This window comes from Chromohalobacter sp. 11-W, assembly GCF_029889905.1.
Classification (GTDB): Bacteria; Pseudomonadota; Gammaproteobacteria; order Pseudomonadales; family Halomonadaceae; genus Chromohalobacter.
In genome coordinates, this window is sequence record NZ_JARANZ010000003.1 from 32857 (window position 1) to 53052 (window position 20196).

Below are 20196 nucleotides of genomic sequence, written 5' to 3' on the forward strand. Positions count from 1 at the left end.
AAGCACGCCCCAAACGCCAACGGGCGCCGCTATGCGGCGCCCGTTGGAGAATGGCACAAGATTGAGACTAGTGGCCAGCCGGCCCACCCAATGGATCAGATGGGCGACGACGCGCATCGTCATCTTCGTCACTGCTGGTATCGGATTCTTCATCCGCCGACGAGCCCGCAGTGTGCCCCGACCCGGTGGTCGGCCCTTTGTCGTCCCAATCCTCGGGAGGACGCGGCTTACGGCCTTCCATGATCTCGCGAATCTGGTTGGCGTCGATGGTTTCGTATTGCATCAACGATTCGGCCATCAGGTCGAGCTTGTCACGGTTATCCTCGAGGAGCTGGCGCGCCTTGGCATAGCACTCATCGATAATCCGACGCACTTCCTTGTCGAGCCGTGTCGTGGTCTCGCCAGATTTGAGCTTGCCACCCTGACCCGGACCACCCAGGAACTGGTGCGACTCGTCCTCGTCGTACATCAGCGGCCCCATCTCCTCGGAGAGACCCCACTTGGCCACCATGTTATGGGCCAGCTCGGTTGCACGCTTGATGTCGTTGGATGCACCCGTGGTGACACCGTTTGGCCCCAGCGTCATCTCCTCGGCAAGACGGCCACCAAACAAGGAGCAAATCTGACTGATGATCTGCTGCCGAGAGAGGCTATACCGGTCTTCTTCAGGCAGGAACATCGTCACGCCCAGCGCACGGCCGCGCGGAATGATCGTTACCTTGTAGACGGGATCATGCTCGGGCATCAAGAGCCCAATGATGGCGTGACCCGACTCGTGATACGCGGTATTGCTCTTTTCCTTCTCGGACATGGCCATCGAGCGTTTTTCGGCGCCCATCAGGATCTTGTCCTTGGCCATCTCAAGCTCGTCCATACCCACCAGGCGCTTGTTGCGACGCGCCGCGAACAATGCCGCTTCGTTGACCAGATTGGCCAGATCGGCACCGGAGAAACCCGGCGTCCCGCGTGCAATGAAGCTCGATTGGACATCATCCGCCAGCGGCACCTTGCGCAAGTGCACGCCAAGAATGTGCTCGCGACCGCGAATATCGGGCAGTCCCACCACGACCTGACGGTCGAAACGGCCGGGACGCGTCAGCGCGGGGTCGAGCACATCGGGGCGGTTGGTCGCGGCGATGACGATGATGCCTTCGTTGGCCTCGAAACCGTCCATCTCGACCAGCAGCTGGTTGAGCGTCTGCTCGCGTTCGTCGTTGCCGCCACCCATGCCGGCGCCACGCGAACGCCCAACGGCGTCGATCTCGTCAATGAAGATGATGCACGGGGCCTGCTTCTTGGCTTGCTCGAACATGTCACGGACACGCGACGCCCCTACGCCGACGAACATTTCCACGAAGTCGGAGCCCGAGATCGAGAAGAACGGCACATTGGCCTCGCCAGAGATCGACTTGGCCAGCAACGTCTTACCCGTACCCGGCGGCCCCACCATCAGGACACCGCGAGGAATCTGTCCACCCAAGCGCTGGAACTTACTGGGGTCCTTGAGGAAGTCGACGAGCTCTTCGACTTCTTCCTTGGCCTCGTCACAACCGGCCACATCGGCGAAAGTGGTCTTGATCTGATCTTGGGTCAGCAGCTTGGCTTTGGACTTACCAAAGCTCATGGGGCCACCCTTGCCACCAGCGCCCCCCTGCATTTGACGCATGAAGAAGATGAAGATCGCCAGAATGATCAGAATAGGGAAGCTGGCCACGAGCAGGCGCGTCCACAGGCTCTGCTCTTCCGGCTGCTTGCCTACCACGCTGACATCGTGCGCCAGCAGGTCATCCATCAGCTTAGGATCTTGCGCCGCCGGACGAATCGTCTGGAATTGCGAGCCATCATCACGCTCGCCCGTGATCGTGTAACCTTCGATGGTTACATTGCTCACTTGGTCATTCTGCACCTGCTCGACGAATTGAGAGTAGCTCATCGCCTGAGGCGAGCTTTCGGAACTGAAGTTGTTGAACACCGTCAGCAACACTGCCGCGATGACCAACCAGAGGATCAGGTTCTTCGCCATGTCGTTCAAGGGAATACCCTCATTGCATGCAACTGTCTGCCAAGCAGGACCATAGATTGGACACTACACCACAAGAAGCGTTCCGACTACCAAGTCATTATGACTATCGAGCCGATACGCCTGAGGGCAAGTCCTATGGACGCAAGCTCAGCCGTGGAATCCTTCTGCAAACAGATAGACTTCGCGTGAACGGGTACGCGAGGCCTCCGGCTTGCGAGTCGTCACCTTGCGAAAGCTGCTACGCAGCTCTTTCAAATATGCATCGAACCCTTCTCCCTGGAAGACCTTGGCCAGAAAGCGCCCACCGGGCGATAAGGTTTGGCGCGCCAGATCCAGCGCCAGCTCAACGAGATACATCGCCTGGGGCTGATCGATGGCCGCCATACCACTCATATTGGGGGCCATGTCGGACATCACAAGGTCGACACGGCGCCCTTCCAAGGCGGCAAGAATCCGCTCCAACACATCCATTTCGGTGAAGTCGCCCTGGACGAACGTCACCCCGGCCAGCGCATCCATCTCCAGGAGATCCGACGCCACCACACAGCCCTTGGCCCCGACCTTGTCAGCGGCAATCTGGCTCCATCCGCCTGGTGCGGCGCCAAGGTCGATAACGGTCATGCCCGGCTTGAGCAGCGCATCCTTGGCATCGAGTTCGAGTAGCTTGTAACTCGCCCGCGAGCGATAGCCATCTTGCCACGAGCGCTGTACGTAGCGATCGTCGAAGTGCTCCTTGAGCCAAGAGGCCGAGCTCTTGCTAGTATGCGAGGAACGTGCCACGGGTCACCTAAATCGATAGCGGTCTAAACTCATCCGGAAGGCAGGGGCGGGCTAGCTGAGCGGGTGGCACGGCCTTTCCAAGACGCCGCTTTCCCCGTAACATGGTGCGTTCTATCTTTTCTCGGCGCCACACTTCTCAAGGGCTGGCCATAAGGCCAGAACGACCGACAGCAGTTGCGCCGGTCTGCGGCTTGGCCGCATTCAGATAACGCCCTCGGCAACACGCCGAGTGTCCGCCAACCCGGAACAGTCACGATACCATGAGCTTGTCACAGGCACAAAAGAAAGCATTTCGCAGCATCGGCCACCACTTGAACCCCGTGGTGACGGTCTCGGAAAACGGGCTGACCGAAGGCGTCCTGGCCGAGCTCGCTCGCGCCCTGGAAGACCACGAGCTGATCAAGGTCAAGCTCGCCATCGGCGATCGCGATGCCCGCCAAACCGTGATCGACGAATTGACCGAGGCCAGCCACAGCGAACTCGTCCAGACGATCGGCAAGGTTGCCCTGCTTTATCGCCGCAACCCTCGCGTCAATCCCAAGCTATCCAACATCCAGCGCTTCGAGAACCACCACGGACGGCGCTGAACGGCCGGGCTATGCCCGGAGCTTGAAGTTATAAGAACGGCGCTTCGCGCCTGGAAGTCGGAAGAAACAGCAAGCCCCACTTTGAACTTCGAGAATCCGGATGCCCCCTTGGACGAAAAAATGCCAGCGACGAAGTATCGTCGCTGGCATTTTTCGTTAGGCGCGAGAAGCCAAGATCAAACCACTACAGTACTGTTTTGGGTTTGGCTTTTGATCTTTCTTCCAGGCGCGGAGCGCCGCTCTTTCAGCTAATAGCTTCCAACTTCCGGCGCAGCCGGGTTACAGGTGCTCGACCCCGGCAATTTCGTATTCGACGTCGCCGCCCGGCGTGCGTACTAACACGGTATCGCCCTCTTCCTTGCCGATCAGAGCGCGCGCGATCGGCGATGTCACGGAAATCCGCCCCTCTTTGATGTCGGCTTCGTCTTCGCCGACGATCCGGTAACGCACTTCCTCATCGTCCTGGAGGTTGATCAACTCGACCGTCACGCCGAAGATCACCTTACCGGTCTTGGGCAACTTGGTGACGTCGATCACCTGCGACGCGGACAGCTTGCCTTCGATTTCCTGAATGCGCCCTTCGATGAACCCTTGCTGCTCCCGTGCAGCATGGTACTCGGCGTTCTCCTTGAGATCACCGTGTTCACGCGCCTCGGCAATGGCGTTGATCACCTGGGGACGCTCCACGCTCTTGAGGTGCTCGAGCTCCTTTCGCAGGCTTTGTTCACCTGCGACGGTCATCGGGACCTTATTCATGTGCTTGCTCCTGCATGCAGTTCCTGCAGCCGCCGTACGGTAATTGCATTCCCATACTCAAGCGCCATACACACCGCACGCGCCCCAGCCAGCGTCGTGGCATAAGGGACCTTGCGAGCGAGTGCGGTACGGCGGATCACGGAAGAATCACTGATCGCCTGGCGGCCTTCGGTCGTATTTACGATATAGGCCACCTCGTCGTTTTTGAGCATATCGACGATATGGGGGCGACCTTCATAGACCTTATTGACGACCTTGACCGGGAGGCCAGCCGCTTCGAGAGCGATGGCAGTGCCACGGGTCGCGATCAGGCTAAAGCCCAATGCTAGCAGAGATTGCGCCACCTCGGTAATCTCACTCTTGTCCGGATCACGCACCGAAAGGAACGCCTGGCGTTCACCGCTCAAGCGCGGAATCGCCTCGCCGGCGCCGAGCTGCGCCTTGTAGAAAGCTTCGGCGAAGGTTGCACCGCTGCCCATCACCTCGCCGGTCGATTTCATCTCCGGCGATAGAATCGGGTCGACGCCCGGGAACTTGTTGAACGGGAAGACGGCTTCCTTGACGCTGTAATAGCCCGGCAAGCGTTCGCGAGTGAAATCCTGCTCGGCGAGGGTCTTGCCGGCCATGCAGCGCGCCGCGACCTGGGCCAGCGAGGTACCGATGCACTTGGAGACGAAAGGCACCGTGCGCGACGCACGCGGGTTGACCTCTATGACGTAGATCTCGCCATCCTGCCAGGCGAGCTGCACGTTCATCAGCCCGACCACGTTGAGCTCCAGCGCCATGCGCTTGACCTGGTCGCGCATCTCGTCCTGCACCTCTGGCGGCAGCGAATACGGAGGCAACGAGCACGCCGAGTCGCCAGAGTGCACACCGGCCTGCTCGATATGCTGCATGATGCCGCCGATGACCACCTGCTCGCCGTCGCTGACCGCGTCGATATCGATCTCAATGGCCGCATTGAGGAAGTGATCCAGCAGCACCGGCGAATCGTTGGAAACCTTGACCGCATGCGTCATATAGTTTTCTAGCTCGGAAGCGTCATAGACGATCTCCATGGCGCGACCTCCCAGCACGTAGCTGGGACGCACCACCAACGGATAACCGATCTTCTCGGCCTTGGAGAAGGCATCCTCGAAGCTGCGTGCGGTGGCGTTGGGCGGCTGCTTGAGGCCCAGCTTGTCGATCATCTTCTGGAAGCGCTCGCGATCCTCGGCGCGATCGATCGCATCTGGCGTGGTGCCGATGATCGGCACGCCGGCCGCCTCCAGCGCGCGCGCCAGCTTGAGCGGCGTCTGTCCGCCAAACTGCACGATCACACCGGCGGGCTTTTCCTTGTCGGCGATCTCCAGCACGTCCTCCAGCGTGACCGGCTCGAAGTAGAGCCGATCGGACGTGTCGTAATCGGTGGAAACGGTTTCCGGGTTGCAGTTGACCATGATGGTTTCAAAGCCGTCCTCGCGCATGGCGAGCGCCGCGTGCACGCAGCAGTAGTCGAACTCGATGCCCTGACCGATGCGGTTGGGGCCGCCCCCCAGCACCATGATTTTCTGACGATCACTGACCTCAGCCTCGCACTCCTCTTCGTAGGTGGAGTACATGTAGGCCGTGTCGGAGGCGAACTCAGCGGCACAGGTGTCGACGCGCTTATAGACCGGACGAATGCCGTGCTTCTGGCGCGTCTTGCGGAATTCTTCCTCGGAGACCCCAAGCAGCGTGGCAAGACGCGCATCGGCAAACCCCTTGCGCTTGAGGCGGAACAGTGCCGCCGCCGATAGCTCGTTCAGCGAGCGACTGGCGAGCTGCTGCTCGAGACGCACCAGTTCCTCGATCTGCACCAGGTACCAGCGGTCGATGTTGGTTAGCGCGAAGACCTCATCAAGACTCATGCCCGCGCGCATCGCATCCGCTACGAAGAAGATGCGATCGGCGCCGGCGGCCTGCAGCTCGCCCTTGATTAGCGCCATGCCCGCATCGTTGTAGTCGGTCACCTTGGGGTCCAGGCCATCGACGCCGGTTTCCATGCCGCGCAGCGCCTTTTGCAGCGACTCCTGGAAGGTCCGCCCGATGGCCATGGTCTCGCCCACCGACTTCATCTGCGTGGTCAGACGGTCGTTGGCCTGGGGAAACTTCTCGAAAGTGAAGCGTGGAATCTTGGTCACGACGTAGTCGATGGACGGCTCGAACGAAGCCGGTGTCTTGCCACCGGTGATGTCGTTCTGCAGCTCATCGAGCGTGTAGCCCACCGCCAGCTTGGCGGCGATCTTGGCAATCGGGAAGCCGGTCGCCTTGGAGGCCAGCGCCGAGGAGCGGCTGACGCGCGGGTTCATCTCGATGACCACCACGCGGCCGGTGTCCGGATCGACGCCGAACTGCACGTTGGAACCGCCGGTCTCGACCCCGATCTCACGCAACACCGCCAAGGAGGCGTCGCGCATGACCTGATATTCCTTGTCGGTCAGCGTCTGCGCCGGTGCGACGGTGATGGAGTCCCCGGTATGCACGCCCATGGGATCGAAGTTCTCGATGGCACACACGATGATGCAGTTGTCGTGCTTGTCGCGCACGACCTCCATCTCGTATTCCTTCCAGCCCAGCAGCGACTCGTCGATCAGCAGCTCATGGTTGTTGGAAAGCTCGAACCCCCGGGTGCAGATTTCCTCGAACTCTTCCTTGTTATAGGCCACCCCACCGCCGGAGCCACCCATGGTATAAGACGGCCGAATGATCACCGGGAAGCCCAGCTCGCCCTGGATCTCCCACGCCTCGCTCATGCGATGGGCGACCTTGGCCTTGGGGCATTCCAGGCCGATGTTCTTCATGGCTTTGTCGAACAGGTCGCGATCTTCGGCCTTGTTGATGGCATCGGCATTGGCGCCGATCATTTCCACGCCGTATTGCGTCAGCACACCATGCTTATCAAGATCCAGCGCACAGTTGAGCGCGGTCTGCCCGCCCATGGTCGGCAGGACAGCATCGGGGCGCTCCTTCTCGATGATCTGGGCGACCGCCTGCCAGGTGATCGGCTCGATGTAGGTCGCATCCGCCATCACCGGGTCGGTCATGATGGTGGCCGGATTGGAGTTGACCAGGATGACCCGGTAGCCCTCCTCGCGCAGTGCTTTGCAGGCCTGGGCGCCGGAATAATCGAATTCGCACGCCTGGCCAATGACGATGGGCCCGGCGCCGATGATCAGAATGCTTTGGATGTCGGTACGTTTCGGCATGACGATTCCCGCTAACTTGGTGACTGACGACGGCTCAACGTGAAAGCGCCTCCGCCGCGCGGAGGCAGGGACCTAGCGACGCGCTTGCATCAAGGCGATGAAGCGATCGAATAGCGGCGCCACATCGCGCGGGCCCGGACTGGCCTCGGGATGCCCCTGAAAGCTGAACGCCGGGCAATCGGTACGCTCGATGCCTTGCAGCGTGCCATCGAACAGCGAGCGGTGCGTGGCCCGCACGTTGGCTGGCAGGCTCGTTTCGTCGACCGCGAAGCCGTGATTCTGGCTGGTGATCATCACTCGACCGGTATCGAGATCCTCGACCGGATGGTTGGCACCATGATGGCCATTGTTCATCTTCACCGTGCGCGCCCCGGAGGCCAACCCTAGCAGCTGGTGCCCCAGGCAGATGCCGAACAGCGGCAACCCGGCGTCGATAACCTCGCGGATCGCTGTAATGGCGTAATCGCAAGGCTCCGGATCGCCAGGCCCATTGGCCAGGAAGACACCATCAGGGTTCATCGCCAGCACCTCGGCGGCCGGGGTCTGTGCCGGCACTACCGTCAGGCGGCATCCGCGCGAGGCCAGCATGCGCAGAATGTTGAACTTCGCCCCGTAATCATACGCCACCACATGAAACGGACGCTCGGCCTGGGACGCATCGGCATAGCCGCTGCCCAGCGCCCACTCTCCTTCGCTCCATTCGTAAGTGTCGCGACAACTCACTTCCTTGGCGAGATCCATGCCTTTGAGGCCGGGAAAGCCGCGCGCCGCAGCCAAGGCCCGCTCGACGGCATCCTCGCCCTCGGCCTCGCTGCCCGCCAGGATCGCGCCGTTCTGCGCGCCCTTGTCGCGCAAAAGCCGCGTCAGACGCCGCGTATCGATATCGGCGATGCCCAGCACGTTGCCACGCGTGAGATACTCGTCGAGGCTCGCCTCGCTACGAAAATTGCTGGCCATGAGAGGCAAGTCACGGATCACCAGACCGGCCGCAGCGATGGCGGCGGACTCGATGTCCTCGGCGTTGACGCCGGTATTGCCGATATGAGGATAGGTGAGGGTAACGATTTGTCGCGTGTAGGAGGGGTCGGTAAGGATTTCCTGATAGCCAGTCATGGCTGTATTGAAAACCACTTCACCACTCGTTTGCCCATCGGCGCCGATGGCACTGCCATGAAATACACTGCCGTCTTCCAAGGCCAATATCGCGGGTCTGATCAACGCAACGTCCTCCCCTTGTCATGCGCGAGTCTGAGCCAGGGCCGGCGAGTCGCCGGGCCCCTCGTATTCAAGGAGCACTGAGAGTATCGACGACCGCTGCTCGCGGGTCGTAAAAAAGCGGGACGAAACCTGAAAGAAGCCCGGTTTCATCCCGCCTTATTGTCATTCGCTCGGATCCCTGTGGCCACCAATGCATTTGCTTGGCCAAATTGGCTCGATGATACGCGATTTGCAGATCGCAGACTAGCCCTTAAGGCCTAGCACGTCCTGCATATCGTAGCGACCACTGTCGCGAGAGGCGACCCAGCGCGCCGCGCGCACCGCGCCCTTGGCGAAGGTCATGCGGCTAGACGCCTTGTGCGTAATCTCGATGCGCTCGCCCTCGGTGGCGAACATCACGGTATGCTCGCCGACAATATCGCCGGCACGCACGGTGGCAAAACCGATCTCCTTGTCGCCGCGCGGGCCACACTGCCCCACACGCTCGAAGACGCCATCTTCCTTGAGGTCGCGATCCAGAGCCTTGGCAACGACCTCGCCCATCTTCAGCGCCGTGCCGGAAGGCGCATCGACCTTGTGGCGATGGTGCGCCTCGCTCACTTCGATATCGTAACCCTCGTCCCCCAGCGCCCGAGCAGCGGTTTCCAGCAGCTTGAGGGTGAGGTTGACGCCGACGCTCATGTTGGGTGCGAACACCATGGGAACGCGGTCGCGATAACCGTCGAGCTCGGCGAGCTCATCATCGGAGAGGCCCGTGGTGCCGATCACGATGGCCTTGCCGTGCTCAGCGCAAAACGCCAGATTCGCCAACGTGACCCGAGGCGTGGTGAAGTCGATCAGCACATCGAAGGCGTCGACGATGGCAGCCGGATCGTCCGTAGCATTCACGCCCAGGCGCCCGGCACCGGCGAGCTCGCCAAGATCGGCACCGACCAATGAGCTGCCGGGCTCGACGATACCGCCCGCCAAACTAGCCTCGGGATCCTGCTGTACGGCGTTGACCAGGGTGCGGCCCATGCGCCCGGCGACGCCGACGATGGCGATACGCGTCATGTGGACTCCTTACGATTACGTGTCGATGAATGACGGGGAGTATACCAAACCGTCCCGCATTCCCGTCACGCACACCGCCACTCATGAATATGACGTGATCGTGGACGAGGCCACGCCGGCATCAAGCCACGCCAGGCTGCCAGACGATATCGAGCTCCTCACGGCTGGCCATCCGTTTGAGATGCACCGTCACGACCTCTTCAAGGCGCTCGCGGGTCGCCGCATCTTCGGCCGTCAGTTGAAGATGCAAGGCATCTGTCTCGGCGCGCATGTGGCACACCCCGTCATCGAACGTGACGCGCCCCTGATGCTCATCGTGGGAAACGTCCAGCTTGTGCTGCCAGTGTTTGCACAGGCGATTGATATAACGCGAACCGGATGTCGTCGCAACGACGGCGTGGGAAACAGGCATGAATACCTCCTAGCAGGATGACCGCCCAACGGACATGCCATTATGGCACCCACGCTCACCCCTGACCGGCAACGCCCTGTTCGTCGACACGGGACTCAACGTCTCCAGACGATCGCTCACGAGGCAGAACGCCCCATCGCCCGTGGCTCGACGCGCCCTAGAGATGCAGGCATACTAGCAAGCAAATGCGAACAGCAATGAATCGCAAACAATAGCGTCACTAATTAGTGTCTTTGCTCGTATCCAACTCAGATAACCAATCCGACACCACCCATGCCCACCCCACTACTTAAAGCCATCGCCAGCGCAGCCCTAACCCTTAGCTGCATGGCCGCCCAGGCCGACCCCATCACCGTCACCGATATCGCCGGCCGCGAAGTCACCGTCGAGGCGCCTGTGGAACGCGTAATCCTGGGCGAAGGCCGCCAGATCTATCTATTGGGGGCACTAGAGCCCGAAGATCCCTTCGCGCACGTAGTAGGCTGGCGCAAGGACTTCTCCCAGGCCGACCCGGACAACTACGCCAGCTACGCTGCCAAGTTTCCCGAGATGACCGATATCCCGACCTTCGGTGGCTTCAAGGACGGCACCTTCGACGTCGAGCAGGCCGCCTCGCTTCAGCCGGATGTGGTGCTGATGAACCTCGAGGCCAGGGCCGCTACCGAAGACGCAGCCTATGACGACAAGCTCGCCAAGCTCGGCATTCCCATCGTCTACGTGGATTTCCGTGAAAAACCTCTAGAGCACACCATCCCCTCCATGCGACTGATGGGCCGCCTGCTGGGCGAGGAAGACCGGGCACAGGCCTTCATCGACTTCTCCGAGAAGCAGATGGCCCGCGTTACCGAAACGCTCACCGCCGCCGACCCCGAGCGCCCCAAGGTCTTCATCGATCGTGCCGGGGGCTATTCCGACGACTGCTGCATGAGCTTCGGGCCGGGCAACTTCGGCGAGTATGTCGAAATCGCGGGCGGCACCAACATCGCTGCCGATATCATCCCCAATACCTTCGGCACCCTGAACCCCGAGCAGATCATCGCCGCCAACCCCGACCAGGTAGTCGTCACCGGCGGCAACTGGGATGCCTATGTACCCGGCGGCGACTGGGTCGGCGTGGGGCCGGGTGCCGACATGGAGGCGGCCCGCAAGAAGCTCGAGGCCCTTACCCAACGCACCGCCATGACCGGTATCACGGCCGTGGAAAATGGCAATTTCCACGCCATCTGGCATCAGTTCTACAACAGCCCCTACTACTTCGTCGCCGTGCAGCGGTTGGCCAAATGGTTCCACCCGGCACTCTTCCACGACCTGGACCCCGAGGCGACGATGCAGGCGCTGCACGAGCGCTTCCTGCCGGTCGACTACCAACCCGGCTACTGGGTATCGCTCCATGACCGCTAAGTTGGCCACCGATTCTGTCGGCCCGTCTCAGGGAGGCTTCTATCGCTCCCTGGTAGCGCGCCGCCAATTGATTCTCGCCGGGCTCACCCTGGCGCTGGGCCTTAGCCTATGCGTCGATCTAGCCCTCGGGCCTGCGCGCTATGGACTGGGGGAAGTGATCACCGCCCTGCTGACGCCGGATGACGTCAGTCCGTCGGTCAAAGTGATCCTATGGGAAATTCGTATGCCGGTCGCGCTGATGGCGCTGGTGGTCGGTGCCAGCCTGTCGATCGCAGGTGCCCAGATGCAGACCATTCTCAGCAACCCGCTGGCCAGCCCCTTCACGCTGGGTATCTCGGCCGGCGCCAGCTTCGGCGCCGCCCTAGCGCTGGCCTTCGGCGTGTCGCTGGTGCCAGCGGCGGTCGATTACATCATCCCGATCAACGCCTTCGTGATGGCCATGCTGACCGCCGGCACCATTCACCTGTTGAGCATGCGCCGCGGGGTGACCATCGAAACCATCGTGCTGCTGGGCATCGCCATGGTGTTCATCTTCAACTCACTGATGGCTTTGATTCAGTTTTTCGCCAGCCAGCAGGCGGTGTCGGCGGTGGTGTTCTGGACCATGGGCAGCCTGACCAAGGCAACCTGGCCCAAGTTGTGGATCGCCCTCGGTGTACTGGCCTTCATCCTGCCCCTGCTGGCGCGCCATGGCTGGGCGCTGACCGCCATGCGCCTGGGCGACGCCAAGGCCGAGAGCCTGGGCGTCAACCCCCGTGCGCTACGTCTAGAGGTGCTGGTGCTGGTCTCGCTGCTGGCCGCCATCTCGGTGGCTTTCGTCGGCACCATCGGTTTCATCGGCCTGGTGGGGCCGCATATCGCCCGCTTGCTACTCGGGGAAGATCAGCGCTTCTTCCTGCCTGGCTCGGCGCTCTGCGGCGCCCTGATCCTCTCCGTGGGTTCAGTGCTATCGAAGATCATCCTGCCCGGCACTATCATCCCCATTGGCATCATCACCTCACTGGTGGGCATTCCATTCTTCCTGTTCCTCGTGCTCAGCCACAAGAAGGCTTCATGGTAACGCTTACGCTCGACCACCTTTCGGCCCACTACGGCCGGCGCCAGATCCTTTCAGAGGTCACCACGCCAGCTTTCGCCGGCGGCCAGATCGTATCCCTGCTAGGCCCCAATGCTGCCGGCAAATCGACCCTCTTCCGGCGTATCCTCGGGCTGCTCAAGGGCGATGGCGAGGTCCGTATCGAGGGGGCCACCAGCGAACGCCCGGTGGCCTACATGCCCCAGGAAACCGGGGCCAGCGCGGTGCTGACGGTCTACGAATCGGTGCTTTTGGCACGCATGCAGGGGCGCAGCCTGAAAGTGCAGCCCGAGGACCTGCGTGAGGTTGACCGTGCCCTGAGTGAGTTGAGCATCGCTTCCCTAGGTGAGCGTGATATCGGCAACCTCAGCGGGGGCCAACGGCAGTTAGTGAGCGCCGCCCAGGCGCTGGTGCAGGACCCAGAGATCCTGCTGCTCGACGAGCCCACTTCGGCGCTGGATCTGCACCGCCAGATCAGCCTGCTCTCAATCCTGCAGCGGCTGGCCCGCGAGCGGGAGATGCTGATCATCGCCTCGCTGCATGACATAGGCCATGCGCTGCGCTTCACCGACCAGGCCATGGTGCTTGAAAGCGGCCAACTGGTGGCCTGCGGCACCACCGAGCAGGTGGTGACCCCGACACTGCTGCGCCACATTTTTCAGGTCGACGCCCGTATTGAGCCATGCTCGATGGGGCGCCCCCAGCTCATCGTCGAAGCAGCCGTTTAAACCGCCCCTCGAATCCCGCAAGGACAGCACCGCCCAACACCAGCGGCAGAGCCATCAAAAAGCTGCTGGTGAGAGGCAGTCCGAATATCCACAGATCCGCCAGCACCGGCCAGATCAGCGCCACATACTCGAACGGCGCCAGACGCGACACCTCAGCGTAGCGCAGCGCCAAGGTCATGCAGATATGTGCCGCGCCGCCAAACAGCCCCGACAGTACCAGCAAGCCAAGCGTCTCTCCCGATACGGCCACCCATCCCAGCGGCAGTGTCGCCAGGCCCGCCAGAGTCGTGACCATCACGAAGTAGAAGGCGATGGAGGCCGCCGTCTCGGTGCGCGAAATACGCCGCACGGTCATTAACGCCCCCGCCGTCAGCAAGGCCGCCAGGATGCCCAGCACATACCCAAGGACACGCCCACCCTCCTGAGGGCCCTGCAGGTCCGGCACCACCAGCACCGCCACCCCGCCAAGCACCAGCGCCAGTGCAGCCGCCCGGTGCAGGGAGAACCGCTCGCCGAGCAACAGTACACCACCCGCCGCCATGGCGACCGGCGATAGCTGTGCCAACAGCGTCGCTTCGGCCACCGGTAGCCTTGCCACGGCCGCGAAGGAGGCAAACATGGCCGCCGCCCCCAGCCCCGAGCGCACCAAGTGCCCGAGCGGGCGCCGCGTGGCCAGGGCCGCAGGGAACTGCCGACGCCATGCCATGAAGGCCACGATCGGCAGCAGCGCGAACAGAGAACGGAAGAAAACGGTCTGCCCCAACGGCACCTCGCTACTCACCGCCTTGACGCACACCATCATCCCGGTGAAGAGAATACCTGACAGCAGCCTGAGCAGGATGCCGGCCAGGGGCCGATCCGCGACATCGTCCATGAGTATCCTTGGAGTTTTATTCGAGTAACCGCTTATTCGAGTAAGACAGGGGCCCTTGATTGTGCTGTAGCCCGATCGCTCACCGGCGAGCGAGGCATCATGATACACAGGAATCGGGAATGATTCCCATCTTCAGATGGATTATGTAGCACCTGCTGAGCCAACGCCGGACACGAAAAGGCCCCGCCTCCTTACGGAGCGCGAGGCCTTGATCGTTCGGGCAAGAAAGCCGTATTACGGCTTCATGTCCTCGAAGAACTTCTTCACGCCGTCGAAGAAGCTCGACTTCTTTGGCGAGTGATGGCTGTTGCTGCCGTCCAGGCTTTCCTGGAAGCTACGCAGCAAGTCCTTCTGTTCCTCGCTCAAGTTGACCGGCGTCTCCACCACGACCTTGCACAACAGATCGCCAGGTGGGCCACCGCGAACCGGTTTGACGCCCTTGCCCTTGAGCCGGAACATCTTGCCGGTTTGCGTCTCCGGCGGGATCTTCAGCTTGACCCGACCGTCCAGGGTCGGCACTTCCAACTCGCCGCCCAGCGTCGCATCGATGAAGTTGATCGGTACGTCACACAAGAGGTGGCGACCGTCACGCTCGAAGATCGGGTGCGGCTTGATCGCCGCCTGTACGTAAAGGTCACCCGGCGGCCCACCGTTGAGCCCCGACTCACCTTCGTTGTTGAGACGAATCCGATCGCCGGTATCGACCCCAGCAGGGATCTTCACCGACAAGGTCCGCGTTTCGCGCACGCGCCCTTCACCATGACACTTGCGGCACGGCACCTTGATGCTCTGACCGGCGCCATGACAGGTCGGGCAGGTCTGCTGCACGGCGAAGAAGCCCTGCTGCATGCGCACCTGACCCTGACCGTGACAGGTCGGGCAAGTCTCCTTGCTGGAACCCGGCTCGGCGCCATCGCCATCGCAATGCTCACATGCGATGTGACGCGGCACGCGTATATCGACCGTGGTACCGGCAACGGCATCCTCGAGGTCGATCTCGAGGTTGTAGCGCAGATCGGCGCCACGCTGCGGCGCATTGGGGTTGCGACGACCGCCGCCCCCGAAGATATCGCCGAACACATCGCCGAAGATATCGCTGAATCCACCTGCACCGGCGCCGCCACCGAAGCCACCGCCTCCCTGACCGTCAACGCCGGCATGGCCGAACTGATCATAGGCGGCACGTTTTTCTTCGTCGGCGAGGACTTCATACGCCTCGGAAACCTCGCGGAACTTTTCCGCCGAGGTATCATCATCCGGGTTGCGATCCGGATGGTACTTCTGGGCGAGTCGACGGTAAGCCTTTTTGATCTCTTTCTGATCGGCTCCCCGCTCGATGCCCAATACTTCGTAATAGTCACGCTTGGACATGGATGGTCCGCCTCCGTGTCGGCGCTGCGCAAACAGCAACGCGGGAGAGCATCCCCCGCGCTGCCGTCATGCGAGCATCAGACGTCGTGGTTACTGCTTTTTCTGGTCGTCGTTGACTTCCTCGTACTCGGCGTCAACCACGTCGTCTTCTTTCTTCTGGGCGCCATCGTCGGCTTGCTGCTCGCCACCCTCGGCGCTTCCGTCGCCTTGTTCGGCGTACATCTTCTGCGCCAGGTTGCCGGAGGCTTCGGTCAGCGCGTCGAGCTTGGCCTGGATATGCTCCTGGTCGTCGCCCTTAGTGGCTTCCTCGAGTTCGCTGATCGCGGTCTCGATCTGCTCTTTCTCGCTGGCCTCGACCTTGTCGCCGGCTTCTTCGAGGGTCTTGCGCGCGGCATGAACCATGCCATCGGCCTGGTTACGCAGTTGCACCAGTTCCTCGAACTTCTTGTCCTCGGCCTCATGCGCCTCGGCGTCCTCGACCATCTGGTCGATCTCTTCGTCGGAAAGACCGCCGGAGGCCTTGATGACGATGGACTGTTCCTTGCCGGTAGCCTTGTCCTTGGCGGACACGTTGAGGATGCCGTTGGCGTCCAGATCGAAGGCGACTTCGATCTGCGGCACGCCACGCGGCGCCGGCGGAATGTCGGCCAGATCGAAACGACCCAGTGACTTGTTGCCGCTGGACTGCTTGCGCTCACCCTGCTGCACGTGAATGGTCACGGCAGTCTGGTTGTCATCCGCAGTCGAGAAGGTTTGAGTCTTCTTGGTCGGGATGGTGGTGTTCTTCTCTATCAGCGGCGTCATGACGCCACCCAGGGTTTCGATACCCAAGGTCAGCGGCGTGACGTCGAGCAGTAGCACGTCCTTGACGTCGCCGCCCAGTACGCCGCCCTGAATTGCCGCGCCTACGGCCACGGCTTCATCCGGATTGACGTCCTTGCGAGCGTCCTTGCCGAAGAACTCAGCGACCTTGGACTGCACCAGCGGCATGCGCGTCTGGCCGCCGACCAGAATCACATCGTCGATCTCGGACGCGGACAGGCCGGCGTCGCTCAACGCGGTCTTGCACGGCCCCAGTGACTGCTTGACCAGCTCTTCGACCAGTGACTCGAGCTTGGCGCGGGTAATCTTGACGTTGAGGTGCTTGGGTCCGGTATTGTCCGCCGTGATGTACGGCAGATTGACCTCGGTCTGCTGAGCCGCGGACAGCTCGATCTTGGCCTTCTCGGCGGCTTCCTTGAGACGCTGCATGGCGAGGCTGTCGCCGGACAGGTCGATACCGGAATCGCTCTTGAACTGCTGCACGAGGTAGTCGATCAGCTTGAGGTCGAAGTCTTCGCCGCCCAGGAAGGTGTCGCCGTTGGTGGCCAGCACCTCGAACTGAGTCTCGCCATCGACATCGGCCACTTCGATGATGGAGATATCGAAAGTACCGCCGCCCAGGTCATAGACCGCGATGGTCTTGTCGCCACGCGCCTTGTCCATGCCATAGGCCAACGCCGCCGCGGTCGGCTCGTTGATGATGCGCTTGACCTCGAGACCGGCGATGCGACCGGCATCCTTGGTGGCCTGACGCTGGCTGTCGTTGAAGTATGCCGGCACGGTGATCACCGCATCGGTGACTTCTTCACCGAGATAGTCCTCGGCGGTCTTCTTCATCTTCTTCAGTACTTCCGCACTGACCTGCGGCGGAGCCAACTTGCTGCCCTTGACCTCGACCCAGGCATCGCCATTGTCAGCCTCGGTGATGGTATACGGCACCATCTTGATGTCTTTCTGGACGACATCGTCCTTGAACTTACGGCCGATCAAGCGCTTGATCGCGTACAGCGTGTTACTCGGGTTGGTCACGGCCTGGCGCTTGGCGGCCTGCCCGACCAGCGTCTCACCATCGTCGGTGTAGGCGATGATGGAGGGCGTGGTGCGTGTGCCTTCCGCGTTTTCGATCACCTTCGCGTCGCCGCCGTCAAGGATGGCAACACAGGAGTTGGTGGTCCCCAAATCAATACCGATGATGCGTCCCATTGGAATACCTCAAAATCGTTGCTTGACTGTTTCGTGTTCGTCGGCGGCATTGCCGCCTCGTTGTTCGTCTATTTGGGGGGTGGGGTAACACCTTTCAAGGGTGTCGGCGTCACATCCATCCCCTGCCACATCAATTGGCGGCTTGGCTGACGACTACCATCGCCGGACGTACCAGGCGTCCATTCAACAGATACCCTTTCTGCATGACCTCGATCACGGTATTGGGCTCAACCTCAGGGTTGGGCACCATGGTCATGGCTTCATGCACTTGCGGGTCGAACGGCTCGCCTTGCGGATCGACGGCTTCCACGCCGAACTTGTTAAGCACATCGAGCTGCAGCTTCAGGGTCATCGAAACCCCTTCGCGATGCACCTCGCTAGCGCCTTCCTGCATCGACTCCAATGCCTTTTCCAGGCTGTCGATTACCGGCAGCAGTTCCTTGACGAATTTTTCCAAGGCGAACTTGCGTGCCTTCTCGACATCTTGCTCCGCGCGGCGACGCACGTTCTGCGCTTCAGCGGCGGCGCGCGCCGCCTGATCCTTGGACTCCGCCAAGGCTTGCTCCAGCTCTTCGACACGCACAGCCAGCGCGTCGGCTTCCGGGTTTTCGAGCGCCTCGGCATCGGCTTCGCTGGCCTCGACATCCTCGACGACGCCTTCGAGTTCGGCATCGTCTCCGGTGGTATCGTCCGGTTGGGGTTCGGCATCGCGCTCGGCGCGAGCCAGCTCTTCCTCGGTCGGGGTCTGCGGGTCTTTGGCCATGAGTTTCTCCTGACAGCTGGCGCGGCCCGAAGCCGCATCTAATAAGCGATTGCCTCCTATATGGGGATGCGATGAACGATCTCAAGCCATCCATATCGCTTGCGATGACTGGCAATTGAAGCCCTCACCCAACTACTGTATAAACACACAGAGATCAGCTTCGTTTCCGACGCCCGGAGGTTTTCATGCTGATACAGCTTGCCATTCGCGACTACGCCATCGTCGAGCGCCTCGACCTAGATCTGCACGACGGTATGACAGCCATCACCGGTGAAACCGGCGCCGGCAAATCGATCATGCTTGGCGCTTTGGGGTTATGCCTGGGAGAGCGCGCCGACGTGGGCAGCGTGCGCCACGGCTGCGAACGCGCAGATATCAGTGCGCGCTTCGATATCGCCCGGCTCGCCGAGGCCCGCGCCTGGCTCGCCGAGCGCGAACTACCACAAGACGAATGCTTGCTACGGCGTGTCGTCACCGCCTCTGGGCGCTCCAAGGCCTGGATCAACGGCCAACCGGTCACGGTGAGCGACCTGAGAGCGCTCGGCGAGCGCCTCATCGAGGTCCATAGCCAACACGCCCATCAAGCACTCTTGCGCGAAGAAACTCATCTGCGCCTGCTCGACACCTATGCCGGCCAGACCGAGGCCGTCGCGACCCTCGGCGAGCACTTTCATCATTGGCGCGCACGCCGCCGTCGATTGCGCGATCTGCAAGAGAGTGGCGATGAAGTGCAGGCACGGCGTCAGCTACTGCGTTACCAGGTCGAGGAGCTGGATCAACTGGCGCTCGCCGAAGGCGAACTGGAGACGCTGGAGGACGAGCAGACCCAACTGGCCAATCTTGAGGAAGTCCTGGGTGACGCGCAGTTCGCCGCCGACTGCTGCGACCAAGACGAGCACGGCGCGCTGTCATTACTGCATCACGCCAACGCCCGCCTGGGGAACGCCCCTGAAAAGACCCAACGCCAGCTTGCAGACGCCCTGGCCATGCTGGGCGAAGCGCAGATCCAGATCGAGGAAGCAGCACGCGAACTACATCGCTTCGTCGACACCACCGAGCTCGATCCCCAACGCCTGACGGAAGTCGATGCCCGCCTCGGCGAAGTGCATCGCATCGCACGTAAGCATCATGTCATGCCCGAAGAACTGCGCGACCTGCATCAGCGCCTGAGCGACGAACTGGCGAGTCTCGAAGGTGGGGAACATGACCTGGAGGCACTCGCCGAGGAAGTGGAGCAGGCCCGCGACACCTACAGGCAGCAGGCACGGGCGATCGGCGAGGCACGCCTCGAAGCGGCGCGCGACTTCGGCGAAGCCGTTCAGGCGCAACTGGCCTTCCTGGGATTGGGCAAAGCGACCTTCGAGGTTGCCATTGCACCGCGCGAGACGCCCCAGGCCGAAGGGCTCGACCAGGTACGCTTCATGATCAGCGCCAACCCCGGCCAGCCGTCACGCCCACTGAGCAAGGTTGCCTCGGGCGGCGAGCTGTCGCGCATCAGCCTGGCGATCCAAGTCGTTGCCGCGCAGCATAGCAGCGTCCCCAGCATGGTCTTCGACGAAGTCGATGTCGGCGTTTCCGGCGCCATCGCGGAAATCGTCGGCCAGCTACTGCGGCGCCTCGGGTCACAGGGGCAAATCTTGACCGTGACGCACCTGCCGCAAGTCGCAGCCCAGGCACACCATCATCTGCATATCGAAAAGCGTGCCGAACACGACACGACCCTGACACACATGGCACTGCTCGACGACGCCGGGCGCGTACGCGAACTGGCCCGCATGCTTGGTGGCGTCAAACTATCCGATCGTACACTGGCGCACGCTCGCGAAATGCTCGATGCCAGCCAATACGCCCAGCATTGAGCTAACCTGGCTCCAGCTTTATAGCCGTCCTTGACGACGAGGGG

Annotated in this window: 16 protein-coding genes; 5 read left to right on the forward strand and 11 right to left on the reverse strand. The window is 61.7% G+C overall.

The features are described 5' to 3' along the window. Positions 1-67 precede the first annotated feature (67 nt). Together ftsH and rlmE are read right to left on the reverse strand one after the other, a co-directional pair. Positions 68-2032, reverse strand: a complete 1965-nt coding sequence (gene ftsH / locus OP494_RS05175) for an ATP-dependent zinc metalloprotease FtsH (RefSeq protein WP_280539657.1) — start codon at positions 2030-2032, stop codon at positions 68-70. A 138-nt stretch (positions 2033-2170) separates the two neighbouring features. Then, entirely contained in the window at positions 2171-2803 is a 633-nt protein-coding gene (rlmE, locus tag OP494_RS05180; protein WP_280539658.1) for a 23S rRNA (uridine(2552)-2'-O)-methyltransferase RlmE, read from the reverse strand. A 260-nt stretch (positions 2804-3063) separates the two neighbouring features. Here rlmE and yhbY point away from each other — a divergent pair, with 260 nt between their 5' ends. Beyond that, the gene (gene yhbY / locus OP494_RS05185; RefSeq protein WP_097021324.1) at positions 3064-3390 is read left to right on the forward strand and encodes a ribosome assembly RNA-binding protein YhbY; all 327 of its coding nucleotides are present in this window, start codon (positions 3064-3066) and stop codon (positions 3388-3390) included. A 279-nt stretch (positions 3391-3669) separates the two neighbouring features. On the opposite strand, the gene greA is transcribed toward yhbY, so the two are convergent. The 5 genes from greA to OP494_RS05210 all read right to left on the reverse strand — a co-directional run bounded on the left by greA (position 3670) and on the right by OP494_RS05210 (position 10056). Then, the gene (greA, locus tag OP494_RS05190; protein ID WP_040239937.1) at positions 3670-4146 is read right to left on the reverse strand and encodes a transcription elongation factor GreA; all 477 of its coding nucleotides are present in this window, start codon (positions 4144-4146) and stop codon (positions 3670-3672) included. Beyond that, positions 4143-7373, reverse strand: coding sequence for a carbamoyl-phosphate synthase large subunit (carB, locus tag OP494_RS05195; RefSeq protein ID WP_280539659.1), 3231 nt, complete (start codon positions 7371-7373; stop codon positions 4143-4145). The genes greA and carB overlap by 4 nt, the downstream gene beginning before the upstream one ends. A 72-nt stretch (positions 7374-7445) precedes the next feature. Next, the gene (gene carA, locus OP494_RS05200) at positions 7446-8591 is read right to left on the reverse strand and encodes a glutamine-hydrolyzing carbamoyl-phosphate synthase small subunit (protein ID WP_280539660.1); all 1146 of its coding nucleotides are present in this window, start codon (positions 8589-8591) and stop codon (positions 7446-7448) included. 243 nt (positions 8592-8834) lie between these two features. Next, positions 8835-9644: a 4-hydroxy-tetrahydrodipicolinate reductase gene (gene dapB, locus OP494_RS05205; RefSeq protein WP_280539662.1), complete on the reverse strand. Its 810-nt coding sequence runs from the start codon at positions 9642-9644 to the stop codon at positions 8835-8837. A 121-nt stretch (positions 9645-9765) separates the two neighbouring features. Beyond that, positions 9766-10056 carry a DUF2218 domain-containing protein gene (locus OP494_RS05210; RefSeq protein ID WP_280539664.1) on the reverse strand — a complete coding sequence of 97 codons (291 nt, stop codon included), beginning with the start codon at positions 10054-10056 and terminating at the stop codon, positions 9766-9768. Between the two features lie 273 nt (positions 10057-10329). Between OP494_RS05210 and OP494_RS05215 the strand changes: the two genes are divergently transcribed. From OP494_RS05215 to OP494_RS05225, 3 genes are read left to right on the forward strand one after another with little or no spacing between them, the layout of a single operon-like run. Beyond that, the gene (locus tag OP494_RS05215; RefSeq protein WP_280539666.1) at positions 10330-11457 is read left to right on the forward strand and encodes an ABC transporter substrate-binding protein; all 1128 of its coding nucleotides are present in this window, start codon (positions 10330-10332) and stop codon (positions 11455-11457) included. Beyond that, positions 11447-12517 carry an iron ABC transporter permease gene (locus OP494_RS05220; RefSeq protein ID WP_280539668.1) on the forward strand — a complete coding sequence of 357 codons (1071 nt, stop codon included), beginning with the start codon at positions 11447-11449 and terminating at the stop codon, positions 12515-12517. The genes OP494_RS05215 and OP494_RS05220 overlap by 11 nt, the downstream gene beginning before the upstream one ends. Next, complete coding sequence (locus tag OP494_RS05225; protein ID WP_280539669.1) at positions 12511-13260, forward strand: ABC transporter ATP-binding protein; 750 nt, start codon at positions 12511-12513, stop codon at positions 13258-13260. Before OP494_RS05220 ends, OP494_RS05225 begins: the two co-directional genes overlap by 7 nt. Here the strand turns inward: OP494_RS05225 and OP494_RS05230 are convergent. From OP494_RS05230 to grpE, 4 genes are all read right to left on the reverse strand, one after another. Beyond that, complete coding sequence (locus OP494_RS05230) at positions 13238-14134, reverse strand: DMT family transporter (RefSeq protein WP_280539670.1); 897 nt, start codon at positions 14132-14134, stop codon at positions 13238-13240. The two genes, OP494_RS05225 and OP494_RS05230, sit on opposite strands and share 23 nt — an antisense overlap. 234 nt (positions 14135-14368) lie before the next feature. Then, on the reverse strand, positions 14369-15505 hold the full coding sequence (gene dnaJ / locus OP494_RS05235; protein WP_280539671.1) for a molecular chaperone DnaJ: 1137 nt from the start codon (positions 15503-15505) through the stop codon (positions 14369-14371). A gap of 90 nt (positions 15506-15595) precedes the next feature. Then, positions 15596-17530, reverse strand: a complete 1935-nt coding sequence (dnaK, locus tag OP494_RS05240) for a molecular chaperone DnaK (protein ID WP_280539672.1) — start codon at positions 17528-17530, stop codon at positions 15596-15598. A 130-nt stretch (positions 17531-17660) separates the two neighbouring features. Further along, complete coding sequence (gene grpE, locus OP494_RS05245) at positions 17661-18293, reverse strand: nucleotide exchange factor GrpE (RefSeq protein ID WP_280539673.1); 633 nt, start codon at positions 18291-18293, stop codon at positions 17661-17663. Positions 18294-18478: 185 nt separating this feature from the next. Between grpE and recN the strand changes: the two genes are divergently transcribed. Further along, a complete protein-coding gene (recN, locus tag OP494_RS05250) occupies positions 18479-20152 on the forward strand; it encodes a DNA repair protein RecN (RefSeq protein WP_280539675.1) in 1674 nt (557 codons plus the stop codon). Positions 20153-20196: the final 44 nt, after the last annotated feature.

Coding starts and splice junctions, on each gene's coding strand:
- OP494_RS05225 (WP_280539669.1), top strand. CDS start 12,511: ATGGTAACGCTTACGCTCGACCACCTTTCGGCCCACTACGGCCGGCGC.
- OP494_RS05210 (WP_280539664.1), bottom strand. CDS start 10,056: ATGCCTGTTTCCCACGCCGTCGTTGCGACGACATCCGGTTCGCGTTAT.
- grpE (WP_280539673.1), bottom strand. CDS start 18,293: ATGGCCAAAGACCCGCAGACCCCGACCGAGGAAGAGCTGGCTCGCGCC.
- OP494_RS05220 (WP_280539668.1), top strand. CDS start 11,447: ATGACCGCTAAGTTGGCCACCGATTCTGTCGGCCCGTCTCAGGGAGGC.
- greA (WP_040239937.1), bottom strand. CDS start 4,146: ATGAATAAGGTCCCGATGACCGTCGCAGGTGAACAAAGCCTGCGAAAG.
- OP494_RS05230 (WP_280539670.1), bottom strand. CDS start 14,134: ATGGACGATGTCGCGGATCGGCCCCTGGCCGGCATCCTGCTCAGGCTG.
- dnaJ (WP_280539671.1), bottom strand. CDS start 15,505: ATGTCCAAGCGTGACTATTACGAAGTATTGGGCATCGAGCGGGGAGCC.
- carB (WP_280539659.1), bottom strand. CDS start 7,373: ATGCCGAAACGTACCGACATCCAAAGCATTCTGATCATCGGCGCCGGG.
- dapB (WP_280539662.1), bottom strand. CDS start 9,644: ATGACGCGTATCGCCATCGTCGGCGTCGCCGGGCGCATGGGCCGCACC.
- recN (WP_280539675.1), top strand. CDS start 18,479: ATGCTGATACAGCTTGCCATTCGCGACTACGCCATCGTCGAGCGCCTC.
- OP494_RS05215 (WP_280539666.1), top strand. CDS start 10,330: ATGCCCACCCCACTACTTAAAGCCATCGCCAGCGCAGCCCTAACCCTT.
- yhbY (WP_097021324.1), top strand. CDS start 3,064: ATGAGCTTGTCACAGGCACAAAAGAAAGCATTTCGCAGCATCGGCCAC.
- dnaK (WP_280539672.1), bottom strand. CDS start 17,530: ATGGGACGCATCATCGGTATTGATTTGGGGACCACCAACTCCTGTGTT.